Below are 18,482 nucleotides of genomic sequence, written 5' to 3' on the forward strand. Positions count from 1 at the left end.
CCAAGGCGGGAAGAACTCGTCGTCCCCTTTGGCCCCCTCCGGGAGGCGGCCGTAGTCTCGCCGCTGTGACCCCGCCCGCCCACGGTGCCGCTGCCGTCTCGCCCCTGCCGGGGCGCGGCGCCGCGGTCCCCTCGCGGCTGCGGGTCGTCGCCGGGCCGGCGACGCCCGTCGACGGCGGTGGTCAGCCCGCCGAGGCGCCGGCCCCGACCCGGTCGAAGGCCGCCGCCTACCTCGCCCTGACCAAGCCGCGCATCATCGAGCTGCTCCTGGTCACCACGGTCCCGGTCCAGGTCGTGGCCACCCGGGGCCTGCCCAGCGGGTGGCTGGTGCTCTGGACCGTGCTCGGCGGCGCCCTCGCCGCCGGCGGGGCCAACACCTTCAACATGGTGGTGGACCGCGACATCGACCGGCTGATGGAGCGGACCAAGAAGCGCCCGCTGGTCACCGGCGAGATCACGCCCCGCGCCGCCATGGTGTTCGCCCTGACCCTCGAGGTCGCCGCCTTCGCCCTGCTGTGGGGTGCCGTCAACCTGCTCTCGGCCGTGCTCGCGGTGTCGGCCACCCTCTTCTACGTCTTCGTCTACACGCTCTGGCTGAAGCGGACGTCGACCCAGAACATCGTCATCGGCGGGGCCGCCGGAGCCGTCCCCACGCTGGTGGGCTGGTCGTCGGTGACCGGGTCGCTGGGCTGGGCGCCGTGGATCCTGTTCGCCGTCATCTTCGTGTGGACGCCGCCCCACTTCTGGTGCCTTGCCGTCCGCTACCGGGACGACTACGCCGCCGCCGACGTCCCCATGCTCCCCGTGGTGTCGAGCATGCGCGCCGTCACCGTGCGGATCATCGCCTACACCGCTCTGCTCTGGGCCCTCACCCTCGTCTTCGCCCCGGTGGCGGACATGGGAGCCCTCTACCTCGTCGCCGCCGTGGTGCTCGGCGCGGCCTACCTCGGGCTCACCGTGCAGCTCCACCGCACGCCCGACGCGGCCAAGGCCATGCGCCTGTTCCACTGGTCGATCACCTACGTCACCCTGCTGTTCGGGGCCATGGCCCTCGACCAGCTGCTGGCCGGTGCGGCGTGACCGGCGACGAGTCCCCGTCCCTTTGTCGGCCCGAGAGGGTGCCCGTGTATTGTCCCGCAGCGATAGGCACTGTCTCCCCACCGAGTGGCGCCCCGTCCTTCATGCGGTGGACGCCCCCTCCGAGGTCCACCCGTCGATGACAGCAACCCAAGCCCCGCCCGAGGCCGTCGCCCCGGGGAGCACCGCCCCCCCTGCGAGCCGCGTGGCCACCCCGCGCGGCCTGGCCGGGGTCCTCGGCTCGTCCGACCACAAGGTCGTCGGCCGGCTCTACGTCGGCGCCGCCCTGCTCCTGGGCCTGATCTCCGGCGTCGCCGGGATCCTCGGGGGCATCGACCGCATCGACGGGACGTTCGGCAACACGATCCTCGACGGCGACACCGCCCCCCAGGTGATCAGCTTCCACGCCACGTCGGCCACGCTCCTCTTCCTGCTCCCCGCCCTGCTGGGTCTGGCCATGGTGGTCGTCCCGCTGCAGGTGGGCGCCCGGGCGATCGCCTTCCCCCGGGCCGCGGCGGCCTCGTTCTGGACCTTCCTCTTCGGTGCCGGCCTCACCGTCACCGCCTACGCCATCGACGGCGGGCCCGGTGGCGGTCGCGCTGACGCCGTCGACCTGTGGGCCGCCTCGACCGGGCTGACGATCGTCGGCCTGCTGCTCGGGTCGATCTGCGTGGCCACCACCGTGCTGGCCGTCCGGGCCGAGGGCATGAGCCTCGAGCGGGTGCCCATGCTCGCCTGGTCGCTGCTGTGCTCCACCGTGATCTGGCTGCTGACCCTGCCGGTGATGCTGGCGCTGCTGATCATCCTGTACGTCGACCACCGCAACGGCCAGCAGTTCCTCGGCGGGCTCGGCCCCGACATGGCCGAGCAGGTCGCCTGGCTGGGGCGCCAGCCGCAGGTCTACGCCGCCGCCATCCCGGTGCTCGGGGTGGTGCTCGACGCCGCCGCCACCGCCGGCCGGACCCGTCTCCCCAACCGGGGGGCGGCGATGGGCGCCATCGGCGCGTTCGCGGTCCTCGGCATCGGCGCCTTCGCCCTCACCGCCATCTCCCCGGAGGTGGCCCAGCAGCCCGTCACCAAGGGCATGGCCCTCCTCGCGCCCCTGCCGGTCCTGGCCGTGCTCGGGCTGGTCGGCCTCAGCCTCCGGGGCGGCCGGCCCCGGCCCACCAGCGGCCTCGTCGGCGGCGTCCTCGCCACCTTGGTCCTCCTGCTCGCCACGCTCGTCGGCGCCGCCACCGCGTTCGAGGGGGCGCTCGAGCTGGCCGGCACCCAGTGGGTCACCGCCCAGTCGCACCTCACGCTCGTCGCCGCCACCATCGCCCTCGTGGCCGGCCTCTACCACTGGTCGACCAAGGTCCTCGGCCGGGTCGCCACCGAGGCGGCCGGCCGCACCGCACCGCTCGTCCTCGCCCTCGGCGCCCTGGTCCTGGCCGTGCCCGAGGCCCTGTCCGGCCTCCTCGGCGAGGGCGACGAGGCCGTCACCGGGATCGAGGCCATGAACGCGGTGGCCGTGGCCGGCGCCGGGCTCGTCCTGCTCGGTGGGCTGCTGGCCGTCGCCGGCCTGGCCGGCCGCCCGGGCCGCGACGAGCCCGCCGACCCGTGGGGCGGCCACACCCTGGAGTGGGCCACCGCCTCGCCCCCTCCGTTCGCCAACTTCGACGGCCCGGTCCCGGCCGTCACCTCGGCCGAGCCGCTGCTCGCCCCGACGACTCCCGACGACGAGGACGGCGCCTGATGTCCACGGCAACTGTGGCCCACGACGAGGCCGCCTACGACCTGGTCCCGGAGGACCTCGCCCCCGGCGTGGCCCGGCCCCGGGTGCTGCTCGTCGGCACCGCCCTCGCCGCCGGCGCCATCATCGTCCTCTTCGCCGCCCTGATCGGCATGTACCTCCGGGTGCGCCACGGGGTCATCACCGGCCCCGCCGTCGACGGCGTCGACCCGGTGTGGTTCGCCGACGGCCAGACCATCCCGCTCACGCCGGCCAACGTGGCCATGGCCACCATGCTCCTGTCGTGCGTCAGCATGCAGTGGGCCGTGCAGGCCGTGAAGGACGACGACCGACGCAACGCCCTGTTCGCGCTGGTCCTCACCGTGCTCTTCGGCGGCGCGGTCATCAACGCCACCTCGTTCCTCTACTCGCAGTCCGGCTTCACCGTCTCCGCCGAGGCGACGAACCCGGCCGGGCTGCTCTTCTACGCCGTGACCGGCAGCCACCTGGCCCTCATCGTCGGGGCGCTGCTGTTCGCGGTGATCATGACCGTCCGCACGCTCGGCGGTGAGTACGGCAGCCACAACCGCGAGGGGATCGTGGCCGCCAGCCTCATCTGGTACCTGACGACGGGGATCATGCTCGTCATCTGGTACGCCGTCTACGTGACCAAGTAGCGAGGTCCACGTGCTCACCACCGGATCCAAGTGGTTCTTCGGCGTGGCCGGCGCCGCCCTCCTGGCGGCGCTCGTCTACGGCGGCGCGACCAACCCCAGCGAGGTCAAGATGGCGACCTTCACGGGCGTCTTGACCCTCGGGTACAAGGGCGGGGTCGGCGACCACATCGGCTACGCCATCCTCATGGGGATCGCCGGCGCCGCCGTGTTCCTCGGCGCCTCGCTGGCCGCCTTCCGCGACGCCGACGTGGAGGCCGAGGCCGCCCTGCTCCCCGTCGACACCGTCCCCGAGGTCACCGCCCCCCCGCAGGGCAGCTACTGGCCGGTCATCGGCGCCTTCGGGGCCGGGGCCCTCGTGGTCGGGATCGTCACCTCCTCGGCGCTGGTGATGCTGGGCATCGTCGTCCTGGTCGCCGTCGCGTTCGAGTGGGCCATCTCGGCCTGGTCCGACCGGGCGACGAACGACCCGGCGGTGAACCAGGCGGTGCGCCGCCGGGTGATGATGCCGTTCGAGGTCCCGATCCTCGGCGCCCTGGGCATCGCCGTGTTCGTGCTCGCCATCAGCCGAGTGCTGCTCACCGTCCCCCAGCTGGGCGTCTACTTCATCTTCGGCGGGGTCGCCCTCGCCGTCCTGGTCGTGGCCTTCGTCCTGTCGGCCCGACCCCGGCTCAACCCGTCGGTCGTCGCTGCCCTCTGCGTCGTGGGCGCCCTGGCTGTGCTGGCGGGCGGCGTGGTGAGCGCCGTCGTCGGTCCTCGGGAGATCGAGCACGAACCCGAGGGCGAAGCCGAGGACGAGGATCAGCAGGGGGCGCCGCTCCTCTCGCCCGACGCGCCCGTCGTCCTCACTGGAGCCCCCTCGTGACCCCCACCTCTGACCGCACGGGAGATCGCATGTCGTTCCTGCGCCGGGCCCGGTCGGCCGCGCCGCTGCTGGCCGTCGCCGTCGTCGCCTTCCTCGGGGCGTGTGCGAAGGACGCCCCCCAGGACACCCTCGCCCCCGAGGGCCCGAACGCCCGCCTCATCGACAACCTCAGCGACCCGGTGTTCGCCGTCGCCGGCGTGGTGTTCGTGGTCGTCCTGCTCGGCGCCGTCGTGATCGGCATGAAGTTCAAGGCTCGCGACGACGAGCACTTCGACGACATGCCCGGCCAGATCCACGGCAACAACGCCCTCGAGATCGGCTGGACCATCGTCCCCGCCCTGATCCTCGTCGGCATCGGCGTGTTCAGCGTCTTCGCCATCTTCGAGCTCAACGAGGATCCGCCCGAGGATGCCGTGTCGGTGCAGGTCATCGGCCACCAGTGGTGGTGGGAGTACCGCTACGACATGGACGGCAACGGGGACTACGACGATCCCGAGGACATCGTCACCGCCAACGACCTCGTCATCCCGGTCGGCGAAGAGGTCGCCCTCGAGATCACCTCTCGCGACGTCATCCACTCCTTCTGGGTGCCCAAGCTCAACGGCAAGCGCGACGCCGTGCCGAACCGCAGCCACCCCTGGACGCTCGAGGCCGACGAGCCCGGCGAGTACATCGGCCAGTGCACCGAGTTCTGCGGGCTCTCGCACGCCGAGATGCGGATCAAGGCCATCGCCGTCGAGCGGGATCGCTTCGACGAGTGGGTCACCGAGCAGCAGGCCGAGGCCGAGACCTACGCCGAGGACGACACCAGCGAGGCGGCCGAGGGCTACCGGGTCTTCACCGGCCAGCTGTGCGCCAGCTGCCACCTGGTCGAGGGGGTCAACGACGACACCTTCTCCGACGAGGACATCCCCGAGTTCAACCGTGGGATCATGGGCGGGCCGGGGACCATCACCGACCCGGCCCTGCAGGCCAGCCGGCACGCGCCCAACCTCACGCACCTGATGAGCCGCACGACCTTCGCCGGCGCCAAGTTCGACCTGCGACGCGACACCGAGGAGTGCGAGGAGATGGGCATCGACTGGGCCGACACCGAGGAGGGGCTCGAGATGTGCCTCGACCGGGGTGCCCTCGAGGCCTGGCTCCGGAACCCCCCGGCCGAGAAGGCCATGCAGGCTGAGGAGGTCCCCGGCCGCAGCCCCCGCCGGGGCATGCCCAACCTCCAGCTCACCGAGGACCAGATCGATCAGCTGATCGCCTACCTGGTCACCCTGAAGTAGGCGGAGAGAGACGCGATGACCACCACGTCACCCGAGACCATCAGCGCCGGCGGACCGCTGGCCCTCCCCTCCGGGGAGGAGACCCGCCGCAACCCGCTCGGCGTGTTCGCCCGCCCCACCGCCACCGAGGGGTGGCGCAGCTGGATCACGACGGTCGACCACAAGCGCATCGGCATCATGTACGGGGTCTCGTCGATCTTCTTCCTGGTGATCGGCGGCATCGAGGCCCTCCTGATCCGGGCCCAGCTGGCGGCCCCCGACGGCCAGGTCCTGTCGGCCGACGCCTACAACCAGGTCTTCACCATGCACGGCACCACCATGATCTTCCTGGCGGTGATGCCCCTCGGGGCGGCGTTCATGAACTACCTGATCCCGCTCCAGATCGGCGCCCGCGACGTTGCCTTCCCGCGGCTCAACGCGCTCAGCTTCTGGGTGTTCCTCGGCGGTGGCATCGTGCTGAACTCGTCGTGGCTGCTCGGCGGCGGCGCCGACGGCGGCTGGTTCAACTACGCCCCCAACAACGGCGTCACCTACTCGCCGTCGCGCGGCATCGACTTCTGGAACATGGGCCTGATGCTCACCGGCATCGCCTCGCTGGTCGGTGCGATCAACCTCATCACCACGTGCCTGAACATGCGGGCGCCCGGCATGAAGCTGTTCCGCATGCCGGTGTTCACCTGGATGAGCCTGGTGACGCAGTTCCTGCTGCTGTTCGCCATCCCGGTGCTGACGGCGGCGCAGTTCCTGCTCATGTTCGACCGGCTCTTCGGCGCCCGGTTCTTCGACGTCGACGCCGGCGCCGACCCGCTCCTGTGGGAGCACCTGTTCTGGATCTTCGGGCACCCGGAGGTCTACATCATGATCCTGCCGGCGTTCGGCATCATCTCCGAGATCATCCCGGTGTTCAGCCGCAAGCCCATCTTCGGCTACCCGTTCATGGTCTTCTCGGGCATCGCCATCGGGTTCATGGGCTGGGGCGTGTGGGCCCACCACATGTTCGCCTCCGGGATCGGCCCGCTCTCGGTCGCCGCCTTCTCGGTGTCGACGATGTTCATCGCCGTGCCGACGGGCGTGAAGATCTTCAACTGGCTGGCCACCATGTGGGGCGGCCGGCTGCGATTCAGCGCACCGATGCTGTACTCGGTGGGCCTCGTCACGATGTTCACCATCGGTGGCCTGTCGGGCGTGACCCACGCCGTCGCCGCCGCGGACACGCAGCAGACCGACACCTACTACATCGTCGCCCACTTCCACTACGTCCTGTTCGGCGGCGCCCTGTTCGGCTTCATCGGCGGCTGGTACTTCTGGTGGCCCAAGGTGTTCGGCCACTACCTGAACGACCGCGTCGGCAAGGTCAACTTCTGGATCCTGCTCGTCGGGTTCAACCTGACCTTCGGCCCGATGCACATCCTCGGCCTGCAGGGGATGCCCCGCCGGACCTACACCTACCGGGACGGCTACGGCTTCAACCTGTGGAACATGGTGAGCACGATCGGTGCCTTCATCATCGCCGTCTCGTTCCTGATCTTCTTCTGGAACATCGTCAGGTCGTACCGCGCCCACAAGGCCAACCCGGTGGCCATGCCGGCGGACCCCTGGGACTCCCGCTCGCTCGAGTGGAGCATCCCGTCGCCGACCCCGCCCCACAACTTCGACATCTCCCCGACAGTCCACCGACTCGACGACTTCTGGCACCGCAAGTACCAGGAGAACGCCCAAGGCAAGCTCGTCCGGGTGGCGACCTCCGAGGAGATCGCCCAGAAGGGCGATGCGACGGGCGTGCACCTGCCGTCGCCGTCGTACTGGCCGCTGGTCATCTCGGTCGGCCTGCCCCTCGTGGCGTGGGGCCTGATCTTCAGCCTGTGGCTGTGCCTGCCCGGCGGTCTCCTGGTCGTGGCCGGCATCTACGGCTGGGTGCTCGAGCCGGCCACCGAGCCCGGCGACCACCACGGTCACGAAGACCACGGTCCGACGACCACCGACGACGCGGGCGACGCCGAGGCGACAGCCGACGCTCCGGCCGAGGAGGCTGCCCCCGTTGACTGACCTCTCACTCTCCAAGGGCGACGCCGACGCGGCGGCGCTCGAGCAGGCCTCCGAGGCCCGCGCCGCCCACGGTGCGGGTGTCGCCTACGCCGACGGCGAGGACCACGACCACACGCTCACCAACACCGGCATCAGCAACCCCAAGCTCGCGATGTGGGTCTTCCTGGGGTCGGAGTGCCTGCTGTTCGGCGGGCTCATCTCGACCTTCCTCCTCTACAAGCGCAACAACCTGGCCGGCGGGCCCACCCCGCAGGAGCTCTACGACATCGAGCTGACCTCGATCTCGTCGTTCGTGCTGCTCATGTCGTCGCTCACGATGGTGCTCGCGGTCTCGGCCATCCAACGCGGTGAGCACCAACGCCTGCGCCTCTGGCTGGTCACCACGGCCATCCTCGGCGCAGTCTTCATCTCCGGCCAGGTGTACGAGTTCCAGGTGTTCGTGAAGGAGGGGATGGGCTTCACGACCAACTCGGCCAGCTCGGCCTTCTTCGCCCTCACCGGCTTCCACGGCGTCCACGTCACGCTCGGCATCGTCATGCTGCTGTCGGCGGTGATGATGTCGCTCCGGGGCCGGATCCCGCAGGCCAGGGCCGAGGCGGTCGAGATCGTCGGGCTCTACTGGCACTTCGTCGACGTGGTGTGGGTGCTGATCTTCACCATCGTCTACCTGATCCCCTGAGAGAGGTCGCGATGACCGACACCGCCAGCCCGACCGCCTCCGACCCCTCGGCGCCGGCCGCCGTGGCCATGCACCACGACACCCACGACGACGACCACGGCCACGCCAGCGACACGCTCTACATCCAGATCGCCATCGGCCTCGCCGTGCTGACCGCGATGGAGGTGGCGTGGCCCTACGTCACCGACGGGCTGCTCGACACCGACGGCCCCATCCTGATGATCCCGCTGCTGATCGTCATGGCCATCAAGTTCGTGATCATCGCTGCCTTCTTCATGCACCTGAAGTTCGACTCCAAGGTCCTGACGCGGGTCTTCTACTCCGGGCTGCTCCTCGCCGTCGGCGTGTACGTGGCGGCCCTCGGCACGTTCCGGATCTTCTGAGCCGGGGTCGGCCACCGTGCTCTCCGCCATCCCCGAGTCCGTGGGCGTCTGGCGCTTCCAGATCCACCCCGAGGTCTGGCTGCTCGTCACCGCCCTGACCGTCCTGTACGTCTGGGCCGCCCGCGTCGTCGGGCCCAAGGTCGTCCCCGCCGGCCAGCCCGTCCTGACCCGACGCAACATCGTGTCGGCCGTCGTCGGGCTGGTGCTGCTCTGGGTGGCCTCGGACTGGCCGATGCACGACATCGGCGAGGAGTACCTCTACGCCGTCCACATGGTGCAGCACACCCTGCTCACGCTGGTGGTGCCGCCGCTGGCCCTGCTGGCCACCCCCCGCTGGCTGGCCGACCTGATCCTCGGCCACGGCAAGGTGCGCACCGTCATCCGGGCCGCCGCCCTGCCGGTCGTGGCCGGCATCGCCTACAACGCCATGGTGATGGCCGTGCACTGGCCGGCGCTGGTGAACGCCTCGGTCGAGAACGGCATCCTGCACTACGTGGTGCACGTGGTCCTGGTGTTCACCGCCCTGATGATGTGGATGCCGGTCTGCGGCCCCATCGAGGAGTGGCGGATGGGCATCCCGGCCAAGATGGTCTACCTGTTCATCATGTCGGTGATCCCGACCGTGCCCGGCGGCTGGCTCACCTTCGCCGAGAACGCGGTGTACACCGCCTACGACACCCCGACCCGGGCCTTCGGCATCTCGGTCCAGGACGACCAGCAGGCGGCCGGCGTGTTCATGAAGCTCGCCGCCGGCAGCTGGCTCTGGTTCCTCATCACCTGCCAGTTCTTCATCTGGGCCTTCCGCCACCAGCGCGACGAGGCGGAGCTCGACCGGGCGTCCCGCCCGCCCCGTCCCGACACCGATGCCGACGCCGCCCTGGCCGACGAGCCGCTCACCTTCGAGGCCGTGGCCCAGGCCTTCGCCGCCACCACCGCCGCCCCCGAGCCCGACCACCGGCGCACGTGACCCTCGTGGGGCCCGCCCCCGGCCCGGCTCCCGCCGGCCGCCGGGTGGCGGCCCAGCTCCGCATGGAGCTCCTGCTGACCCTGCGCCGGGGTGAGTCCGTGCTGCTCACCTTCTTGATCCCGGTCCTGATCCTGGGGTTCTTCAGCCTGGTCGACGTGCTCCCCACCGGCACCGACGACCCCGTCGACTTCCTGGTCCCCGGCGTGCTGGCCCTGTCGGTGATGTCCACGGCGATGACCGGGCTGGCCATCGCCACCGGCTTCGAGCGCTCCACGGGGGTGCTCAAGCGGCTCGCCGTGACCCCCCTCGGCCGCCGGGACCTGATCGCGGCCAAGGTCGGGGCCGTGCTCGTGGTCGAGGCGCTCCAGGTCGTCATCCTCGTCGCCGTGGGCGCCGCCCTGGGGTGGCGGCCGACGGTCGGCCTGGTGGGGGCACTGGTGGCCATGGCCCTGGCGACGGTGGCCTTCGCCGGCGTCGGGATGCTGATGGCGGGCACGCTCCCGTCGCTGACCACGTTGGCCCTCGCCAACGCCGTGCACGTCCTCCTGCTGCTCTTCGGTGGGGTCGTGGTCCCCATCGACGACATGCCCACCGCCCTGCGGCTCCTGGCCCGGGCCCTGCCGATCGGGGCCCTGTCCGACATCACCCACGCCACCCTGGGTGGGGGGGCGGTGCCCGGCGGGGCCTGGCCCGTGCTGGCGGCCTGGGCCGTCGCCGCCCCGGCGCTGGCCGCCTGGCGGTTCCGCTGGGAGTGACCCGGGGACCCGACCCCGCCGCCCGCGGACGGCGGGAACAATCGGGGCCCACCCCACCTCTCACCTCGGACCGCCCCCGAACCGGAGGATCGACGTGACCAGGAACGCGACGGCCGCAGCGACGAGCGGCCCGCCGACGACCCGACGCCCCGTGGTCCGGGGGTTGGTCGTGGCCGCCGTCGTGGTCGGGGTCGCCTGGTGCGCCGCCGCCCCGGCCCTGGCCCAGCTGGGCGAGCCCGTCGACCCGAGCGACACCACCGAGTCCGAGCAGACCACCACGACGACGACCGCACCGAGCGAGGAGCCGTCGACCACCGACGCCGAGGGACCCACCACCACCTCGCCCGGCGAGGAGGTCGAGCCCGACGACGCCACCGTCGAGACCGACGACGACGGCACCTCGATCGCCGCCCTCGCCGCGGTCGGCGTCGTCGCCTTCGTCCTGGGCCTGATCGTGGCGGCCATCCCGCTGGGGGCGGCCCTGTCGCGGCGCAAGGCCGGGCCCACCGTGCCCGGCCCGGCGCCCGCGCCCGCCGCCCCCGCGGCCGGGCCCGCCCCGTCCCCGCCGGCCGGCCCCGGCCCCGCCATCGGTCCCGCCCCGTCCCGCGACGCCGACCAGCTCCGCCACCAGCGGGTGGTCCTGGTCGAGGCCCTCATCGCCCTGCGCGACCAGCTGCCCAGCGCGGCCCTGGGCCAGGAGGCGCTCCAGGCCCTGGAGGGGGCCGGCATCACCGAGGTCGCCCCCGTGGGCCAGCGCTTCGACGCCGGCCAGCACCACGCCGTCCACCAGGAGGCCACCGACGACCCCGCCCGCCACGGCACGATCGTGTCGGTCGAGCGGCCCGGCTACCGCGACGGCGCCACGATCATCCGCCAGCCGGAGGTCGTGGTGGCCACGAACGGGAGCCCGTCGTGAGAGCCGTCCCCCGCCACCTCGCCGGCCGAGCCCCGGGGGGCCGGTCAGGCGTCGGCGGCCTCGAGCAGCTGGGCCACGGCCCGGCGGGCCCGGGCGATGCGGGTCTTCACCGTCTCGACCCGGATGCCCTCGGCGTCGGCGATCTCCTGGTAGCTCATGTCGGCGTACTCCCGCAGCACCAGTGCGGTGCGGAAGTCGGGCGGCAGCTTGGCCAGGGCCCAGCGCACCGCGCTCACCGCGCTCACCGAGTCCTCCAGGTCCGCCCGGAACGGGCCGTCGGGCTCGGGCACGTCGGCCATCGGGTCGGCCCGGCGCTTGGCCACCACGGCCAGCGCCGCCCGGCTGCCGATCTGGCACAGCCAGGTCGAGAAGCTGGCCCGGCCCTCGAAGCGGGGCAGGGCGCGCCAGGCGTCCAGCAGGGCGTTCTGGGCGGCGTCGTGGGCGGAGTGCTCGTCGCCGGTGATGCGCACGCACACCGAGAAGAGCCGGCGCCGGCTCCGCTCCACGAGGAGGGCGAAGGCCCGGTCGTCACCGTCCTGGGCCCACGCGACGAGCTGCTGCTCGGTCGCGACCCCGTGGTTGCGAGAGCGGGTCTGGGTCATCACAGCACACCTCTTGCTTCCCCACCTCGGCGCCTGCCGGATCCCCCTGGCGCACCGGCCCGCAGGTTACCTCTCTCCGTGGTCCGTGTCTGCCCCCTCGGGGCGCCCACCCCCTCCCCGAAGGACGGCCCCCGATGAGCGGTCTCGACGGCCTCGAGCTGGACGCCGACGGCTTCGTCGACATGGACCAGTTCCCCGACGACGGCTCCGACCTGGTCGGGGCCGACCTCGAGCAGCTCCGGGCCGCCCTCCACGCCGATCCCGTGGACGAGCCCACGCCCGAGCAGTGGGACGCCATCGTCGACGACGTCGTCGGCCTCGACCTCGACGCCGGCCCCTTCGCCGTCGACGACCCCGACCCCCTGCTCCCCGACCCCGCCGAGGACGGGACCGACGACGCCGCGCCCGACGACCTCGACGACGTCGACCCGGACGGGGACGAGCCCGGTGAGGCCGACGCGGGCGCGGACGACGCCGACGGGGTGGCCGAGGTCGACGATGACGTCGACCTCGACGGTCTCGACGACGTCGACGTGGACCTCGACCTCGACGGGGGGCTGGACCTCATGACCGCCGACGACGCCGGCGACGACCCCTTCGACGCCGCCGCCGACGGTGCCGACGATGCTGCCGCCGACGTGGGGCCCGACTTCGAGGACCTCCTCTGAGCGGCGACGCCACCCGCGCCCTCGTCGCCGTCATCGACGAGGCGCTGAGCCGCCTCCCGGTCAGCCCGACCCGGGAGGCGGTGCTCGAGGTGCGCGCCCGGCTGCTGGCGCCCCTCCGCGTCGCCGTCGCCGGCAGCGTCAGCTCCGGCAAGTCGACCCTGGTCAACGCCCTGCTCGGCCAGCGCATCGCTCCGGTCGACGCCGGCGAGTGCACCCGGCTGGTCACCTGGTTCCGCTACGACCACCACCAGCGCATCGAGGTCCAGCGGCGCGACGGCGGGGTCACCACGGTGCCCTTCGCCCCCGGCACCCGCATCCCCGACGACCTGGGCGTGCCGGTCGACGACGTGGCCCGCCTCATCGTCCACCTGTCGAACGAGCGGCTGCGCGACCTCACGATCATCGACACCCCCGGGCTCAACACCGTCACCGACGAGAACCAGCGGGCCACCGCCGACGCCCTGGGCCTGGCCGACGACGCCACGCGGGAGGCGGGCGACTCGCGGGTGGCGATGAGCGACGCCGACGCCCTGTTGTTCCTCACGCCCCACGTCCGCGAGAGCGACGTCGAGGTGCTCGAGCAGTTCCGGGCCCTGTTCGCGGCCTCGGGGCTCAGCGCCGCCAACGCCGTCGGCATCCTCAGCAAGGTCGACCGCCTGGCGCCCGACGGGGACCCGTGGCCCGTGGCCCGCCGGCTGTCCGACGCGGCCAAGGACCGGCTGGCCAACGTGGTGTCCGACGTGGTGCCGGTGATGGGGCTCATGGCCGAGACGGCGTCGACCGACGCCTTCACCGAGTCCGACGCCTACGCCCTGGCGGCCCTGGCCCAGCTGGACGAGCTCGACCTGGAGGATGCCCTCCTCAGCCCCCACGACCTGCTCGCCGCCGAGGTGCCCGACGTCAGCCGGGACCAGCTGCGCCGCCTCCTGACCATGCTCGACCTGCACGGCATCGCCGTCGGGGTCGAGCTCGTCCGGGGCGGGGCCCGGGGGGCCGGCGAGCTGCTGCGCGGGTTCCGGCAGCGCAGCGGGCTCGAGCCCCTGGCCGACGTGGTCGAGCACGACTTCGCCCGCCGGGCCAGCGCCCTCAAGGCGCGGGGCGGGCTGGCCGACCTGCGCCGGATCCTGGCCCAGGCCCAGGGGGAGGAGGCGGCCGTCGCCGTCGCCATGGCCGGACCCCTCGAGCGGGTCGAGCTCGACCCCTCGCTCCACGAGCTGCGCATCCTCGACGCCCTGCGCACGGTGGAGGAGGGCGGCGCCCGGCTGCCCGACGAGCTGCTCGAGTCGCTCAAGACCCTCGCCCTGGAGGAGACGCCGGCCCGCCAGCTGGGCCTCGCCGAGGGCGCCGACCCCGATGAGGTGGCGGCGGCGGCCTCCGCCGCGGTGGCTGCGTGGGCCCGCTACAGCAACGACTCCCGGCGGACCCCCGCCGAGCGCCGCCTCGGCGAGGACGTGCGGGAGTGGTACGAGCTGGTGTGGGACGCCACCGGGGTGCGCCCGCCCCGCCCCGCGGCGGCGCCCGCAGCCTCCCCGGCCCCGGGGTACGGCCAGCAGGGGTACGACCCGGCGGCCCAGCAGGGGTACGGCCCGCCGGGGTACGACCCGGCGGCCCAGCAGGGATACGGCCCGCAGGGGTACCAACAGCAGGCCTACGGCCAACCGGGGTACGACCCCGCCGCCTACCAGCAGGCCTACGGCCAGCCGGGGTACGACCCCGCCGCCTACCAGCAGGCCTACGGCCAGGCGGGGTACGACCCCGCCGCCTACCCGGCGGCGCCGGCCACCCAGCCCCCGGCCTACGATCCGGCCGCCTACCCGGCGGCGCCGGCCACCCAGCCCCCGGCCTACGATCCGGCCGCCTACCCGGCGGCGCCGGCCACCCAGCCGCCCGCCCCCGCCCCGGGCTACGACCCGGCGGCCTACGGGCAGGGGGCGGGAACGCCGCCGCCGGGCACGCCTGCGCCCCAGCCGCCCGCCCCGGGCTACGACGCCGCCGCCTACGCCCAGCAGTACGCCGAGCACTACGCCCAGCAGTACGGCCAGCAGTACGGCCAGCAGTACGGCCAGCAGGGGTACGGCGCCTACCCGGCGCCGACCCCGGCCCCGGCCGCCTACCCGCAGCCCTACGACCCGGCGGCCTCCCCGCCGACCGGCGCCCCGCAGGGCTACGACCCCCAGACCTACGGCCAGGGCTACCCCCCGGCCTACGCCCAGCCCACCCCGCCGCCGGCCCCGCCGCCGTCGGCGGCGTCGGTCGCCTCCGACGGCACGCCGCGCGTCGGCCCCCCGCCCCCGCGCACCGCGCCCCCGCCCTCGGCTCCCGCCGCCGCCACCCCCGCGCCCACGCCGGCCCCGAAGCCCAAGCCCAAGCCTCGGGAGGACCCCGACGACGACGGCCCGCTCACGTCGACCCCGTGGAGGACCCGTCGATGACCGCGCCCGGGCCCCCGCCCCCGCCGCCGCCCCCGCCCCGTCCCGGCGGTCCCGCCACCGGGCCGACCCCGGTCCCCGGACCGCCCCCGCCCCGCCGCCCGGCCGGGGCGCCGGCGCCGGCTGCGCCCCCGCCCCCGGCTCCGGTGGCGCCCGCGCCCCCGGCGGCTGCGCCGCCGCCCGCTCCGCCGGCCCCGCCCGCGCCGGCGCCGGCCGCGCCGGCGCCGCCGCCCGCCGCCCCCGCGGCGCCGCCTCCCCCCGCCGCACCCGCGCCTGCTCCCGCGGCCCCGGCTCCGGCCTCCGCCGAGCCCGCCCCGCCGCGTCCCACCGAGGAGAAGGTCCCCCTCGCCAAGCCGGCGCAGCCCCCGGGGCTCCCCGCCGTGGTGGCCGAGGTCCTCCGGCTGGCCAACCGCACGCACAACCTGACGAAGATCGTCGGCGCCACCGACCTCACCGAGCGCATCGAGACCGAGGCGGCCAGCTGGAAGGACAACGAGGTCCGCGTCGTCGTCGCCGGCGAGATCAAGCGGGGCAAGACCAGCTTCATCAACTCGATGCTGGGCCAGCCCGGGCTCCTGCCCGTCGACGCCGACGTCGCCACCAGCGTCCACCTGGCCGTGCGCCACGCCCCGTCGCTCACCGTGGAGGCCGTGCGCCGCCTGCCCGACAGCGAGGCCGAGGAGCGGATCACCCTCCGTCCCGACCAGCTGGTCGACTACGCCTCCATGCAGGGCAAGGCCGTCCTGCGCGAGGGCGTGCTCGGCGTCGAGATCGGCCTGCCCCACCCTCTGCTCGAGCGGGGGCTGGTGGTGATCGACACCCCCGGGGTCGGGGGCCTGACCCGCGGCCACCGCGACAGCGCCCTGACCGCCCTGCGCCGGGCCGACGCCCTCTTCTTCGCCGTGTCGGTCGAGGAGCCCATCTCGTTGAGCGAGCTGAAGTTCCTGGCCGAGGCGAGCGAGCGCATCGACTCGGTCGTGCTCATCCTCACCAAGGTCGACTCCTCGGCCGACCCGCAGGCGATGATGGTCGAGGACCGGACCAAGCTGCGCGAGTTCGTCGAGGTCCTGCGGCGGCAGGCGAACGTCGCCGACGACGAGGACGCCCGCGAGGCGGTCCGCCGCTTCGCGCGGGTGGCCGAGTCCCCGTTCCTGCCCGTCAGCAGCCGCCTGGCCGACAAGGCCAAGGCCAGGGCCGCGGCGGGGCGCGAGGAGGCCGCCGCCAGCCTCGAGGCCCGCAGCGGGTTCGCCGACATCGGGTCGATCTTCGACCGCACCCTCCAGAACCGGGAGCTGGTGCGGATGTCCAACATCCTCCGCCTGGTCGGCCACGTCCTGGCCCGGGTCGAGTCCGAGCAGATCGCCCAGGTCCGGGTGGCGGCGGGCGACATCGGGGCGGTCGAGGCCGAGCTCAAGGCCCGCCAAGCGCTCCTCGAGGAGCTGGCCCCGTCACAGGCCCGCTGGCGCCAGCGCCTGGCCGGCAACGTCCAGCGCATCCAGGCCGACCTCAACCGGGTCATCGGGCGCGAGATGACGCGGATCGACCGCGTCTACCGCGACCACATCGACTCGGCCGGCAAGGACGTCGACCCGATCATGGCCAACCTGGGCAACGACCTGGGCCAGTCGATCGAGGCGGCCTGGGCTGCCGTCGCCCACACCCTGGCCCAGCGCCTCGATGCCGCCGTGACCAACATCGCCGCCGAGTTCAACCTCGACGAGATCGTGCTGGAGCTGCCGCAGACGGGGCTGCCCGACTACCTGTCGGACCTCGGGGTCGACGGCCGGGGCGACCCGAACGCCGGCAAGGCCGACTTCGTCCAGGACGGCCTGCCGGGCGTGCTCTCGATGGGGGCCCTCGGCAGCCTGGCCGGCGCCCTCATCGGGCCGGCGCTCGGCGTGGCCCTCACGCCGCTGCTGCCGGGCGTCCTCCTCGCCGCGCCGGTCACCTACGCCCGCTACAAGAAGCGGCACCAGATCCAGGTCCGGCAGGACTACCTGCGGATCGTGCGCGAGGTCGTGGCCCAGGTGCGCCAGGAGTTCCAGGCCGAGTTCACCCTGAAGATCATCGAGGCCCGCGAGGCGGTCGAGTCGACCGTCGACGGCGCCATCACCGCCCGCAAGCAGGCCATCGAGGGCCAGCGCCGCGAGCTCCACCAGCTCCTCCAGCAGTCCAAGGCCGAGCAGCAGCAGCGCCGGGCCGCGGCCGAGAAGCAGCTCAGCGGCGTCCGCGCCCTCCGCGCCGACGCCGACAAGCTCCGCGCCAAGGTCGACGCTGCGTTGGGCGCCCCCCCCACCCCGACCTGAACCGGTACCCCACTGGTGCAGGCCCAGGATGTGACCGCCGGCGCAGCCGCTGGGGGCCTGGGGGTCCCCCCCAGACGAGGCGGCGTGGGCCCGAGGGACGAGGGCTCCGCCGCTGGGAAGGTCTTCGGCGCGAGCGCAGCGAGCACGTTCAGTTCGAAGGAACGGAGAGAGCGCCAGCGAACGAGTGACTGAGAGAACGCGCGACGAAGCCCCGCCGGGGTGGCGGGGCTTCGTTGAGCTGTCGCTCCCGGCGTCCGTTGCCCGCCGGGGCGATCAGGAGGGGTGGGCTCAGGCCTGGAAGGGGCCCCCGCCCAGGTCGACGACGCCGACGTCGGCGGTGCCGTCGTAGTCGGTGTCGACCGCGGCGGCGTCGGTGAAGCCGTCGGCATCGGTGTCGACCTCGACCACGTCGACGGCGCCGTCGGTGTTGGTGTCGGTGGCCACGGTGTCGGCCAGGCCGTCGTAGTCGGTGTCGGCGATGGCGGTCTCGGAGACGCCGTCGTTGTTCTCGTCGATGACGGCGGCGTCGATGACACCGTCGTTGTCGGTGTCGGCGACCAGGGTCTCGAACACGCCGTCCCCGTCGTCGTCGACGACCGCGGTGTCGATGACGCCGTCGCCGTCGGTGTCCTCGGAGTAGGTCTCGAACACGCCGTCGCCGTCGCGGTCGTAGGCCTCGGCGTCGGAGAGCCCGTCGGCGTTGGTGTCGGCCGCGGCGGCGTCGGCCGAGCCGTCGAAGTCGGTGTCGGAGACGACGACGTCGCTGAAGCCGTCGCCGTCGGTGTCGGCGATGACCGTGTCGGCCACGCCGTCGAAGTTGGCGTCGTCGACGACGGTGTCGGTGAAGCCATCGCCGTCGGTGTCCGCCTCGACGATGTCGACGAAGCCGTCGCCGTCGGTGTCGAAGCCGGCCACGTCGACGATGCCGTCGGCGTTGCTGTCCACCTCCACGGTGTCGGCGAAGCCGTCCCCGTCGCTGTCGATGACGGCGCCGTCTGCGTCGTCGAGCCCGAAGTCGCTCATGGTGTGTCCTTCCTCTCGCCGGGCTCGTGCTCGGCGCTGTCGTGTGCGTCGAAGGTGAGAGCGGCCGGCGGTGGTCGAAGTTCCCGCCGGCGGGGCCCCGGC

At 73.2% G+C, this 18,482-nt stretch carries 16 protein-coding genes; 14 read left to right on the plus strand and 2 right to left on the minus strand.

From position 1 onward, the window contains the following. Positions 1–65: 65 nt before the first annotated feature. The 11 genes from HC251_RS00710 to HC251_RS00760 all read left to right on the plus strand — a co-directional run bounded on the left by HC251_RS00710 (position 66) and on the right by HC251_RS00760 (position 11,352). Positions 66–1,079, plus strand: coding sequence for a heme o synthase (locus HC251_RS00710; protein ID WP_255566556.1), 1,014 nt, complete (start codon positions 66–68; stop codon positions 1,077–1,079). 202 nt (positions 1,080–1,281) lie between these two features. Then, the gene (locus HC251_RS00715; RefSeq protein ID WP_219943412.1) at positions 1,282–2,811 is read left to right on the plus strand and encodes a cbb3-type cytochrome c oxidase subunit I; all 1,530 of its coding nucleotides are present in this window, start codon (positions 1,282–1,284) and stop codon (positions 2,809–2,811) included. Then, positions 2,811–3,464 (plus strand): cytochrome c oxidase subunit 3, encoded by a 654-nt coding sequence (locus tag HC251_RS00720; protein WP_219943413.1) that lies wholly within the window; start codon positions 2,811–2,813, stop codon positions 3,462–3,464. Before HC251_RS00715 ends, HC251_RS00720 begins: the two co-directional genes overlap by 1 nt. A 10-nt stretch (positions 3,465–3,474) precedes the next feature. Beyond that, positions 3,475–4,326 (plus strand): hypothetical protein, encoded by an 852-nt coding sequence (locus HC251_RS00725; protein WP_219943414.1) that lies wholly within the window; start codon positions 3,475–3,477, stop codon positions 4,324–4,326. Continuing rightward, entirely contained in the window at positions 4,323–5,606 is a 1,284-nt protein-coding gene (coxB, locus tag HC251_RS00730) for a cytochrome c oxidase subunit II (protein WP_219943415.1), read from the plus strand. Before HC251_RS00725 ends, coxB begins: the two co-directional genes overlap by 4 nt. A 15-nt stretch (positions 5,607–5,621) precedes the next feature. Continuing rightward, positions 5,622–7,652: a cytochrome c oxidase subunit I gene (gene ctaD, locus HC251_RS00735; RefSeq protein ID WP_219943416.1), complete on the plus strand. Its 2,031-nt coding sequence runs from the start codon at positions 5,622–5,624 to the stop codon at positions 7,650–7,652. Then, complete coding sequence (locus HC251_RS00740; protein WP_255566557.1) at positions 7,645–8,331, plus strand: cytochrome c oxidase subunit 3; 687 nt, start codon at positions 7,645–7,647, stop codon at positions 8,329–8,331. Before ctaD ends, HC251_RS00740 begins: the two co-directional genes overlap by 8 nt. 11 nt (positions 8,332–8,342) lie before the next feature. After that, entirely contained in the window at positions 8,343–8,714 is a 372-nt protein-coding gene (locus tag HC251_RS00745) for a cytochrome C oxidase subunit IV family protein (RefSeq protein WP_219943417.1), read from the plus strand. Positions 8,715–8,730: 16 nt separating this feature from the next. Continuing rightward, the gene (locus tag HC251_RS00750; RefSeq protein ID WP_219943418.1) at positions 8,731–9,681 is read left to right on the plus strand and encodes a cytochrome c oxidase assembly protein; all 951 of its coding nucleotides are present in this window, start codon (positions 8,731–8,733) and stop codon (positions 9,679–9,681) included. After that, positions 9,678–10,436, plus strand: a complete 759-nt coding sequence (locus HC251_RS00755; protein WP_219943419.1) for an ABC transporter permease — start codon at positions 9,678–9,680, stop codon at positions 10,434–10,436. Before HC251_RS00750 ends, HC251_RS00755 begins: the two co-directional genes overlap by 4 nt. Before the next feature lie 94 nt (positions 10,437–10,530). Further along, complete coding sequence (locus tag HC251_RS00760) at positions 10,531–11,352, plus strand: nucleotide exchange factor GrpE (RefSeq protein ID WP_219943420.1); 822 nt, start codon at positions 10,531–10,533, stop codon at positions 11,350–11,352. A 44-nt stretch (positions 11,353–11,396) separates the two neighbouring features. Here HC251_RS00760 and HC251_RS00765 read toward each other — a convergent pair whose 3' ends face one another. After that, entirely contained in the window at positions 11,397–11,954 is a 558-nt protein-coding gene (locus tag HC251_RS00765) for an RNA polymerase sigma factor (protein WP_219943421.1), read from the minus strand. A 134-nt stretch (positions 11,955–12,088) separates the two neighbouring features. Here HC251_RS00765 and HC251_RS00770 point away from each other — a divergent pair, with 134 nt between their 5' ends. The 3 genes from HC251_RS00770 (at position 12,089) to HC251_RS00780 (ending at position 17,357) form a co-directional block, all read left to right on the plus strand. Continuing rightward, positions 12,089–12,622, plus strand: coding sequence for a hypothetical protein (locus tag HC251_RS00770; protein WP_219943422.1), 534 nt, complete (start codon positions 12,089–12,091; stop codon positions 12,620–12,622). Positions 12,623–12,702: 80 nt separating this feature from the next. Further along, entirely contained in the window at positions 12,703–15,054 is a 2,352-nt protein-coding gene (locus tag HC251_RS00775; RefSeq protein WP_219943423.1) for a dynamin family protein, read from the plus strand. Then, positions 15,051–17,357 carry a dynamin family protein gene (locus HC251_RS00780; protein ID WP_219943424.1) on the plus strand — a complete coding sequence of 769 codons (2,307 nt, stop codon included), beginning with the start codon at positions 15,051–15,053 and terminating at the stop codon, positions 17,355–17,357. The genes HC251_RS00775 and HC251_RS00780 overlap by 4 nt, the downstream gene beginning before the upstream one ends. A 288-nt stretch (positions 17,358–17,645) precedes the next feature. Here HC251_RS00780 and HC251_RS00785 read toward each other — a convergent pair whose 3' ends face one another. Further along, positions 17,646–18,380: a hypothetical protein gene (locus tag HC251_RS00785; RefSeq protein WP_219943425.1), complete on the minus strand. Its 735-nt coding sequence runs from the start codon at positions 18,378–18,380 to the stop codon at positions 17,646–17,648. Positions 18,381–18,482: the final 102 nt, after the last annotated feature.

This window comes from Iamia sp. SCSIO 61187 (assembly GCF_019443745.1).
Taxonomy (GTDB): domain Bacteria; phylum Actinomycetota; class Acidimicrobiia; order Acidimicrobiales; family Iamiaceae; genus Iamia.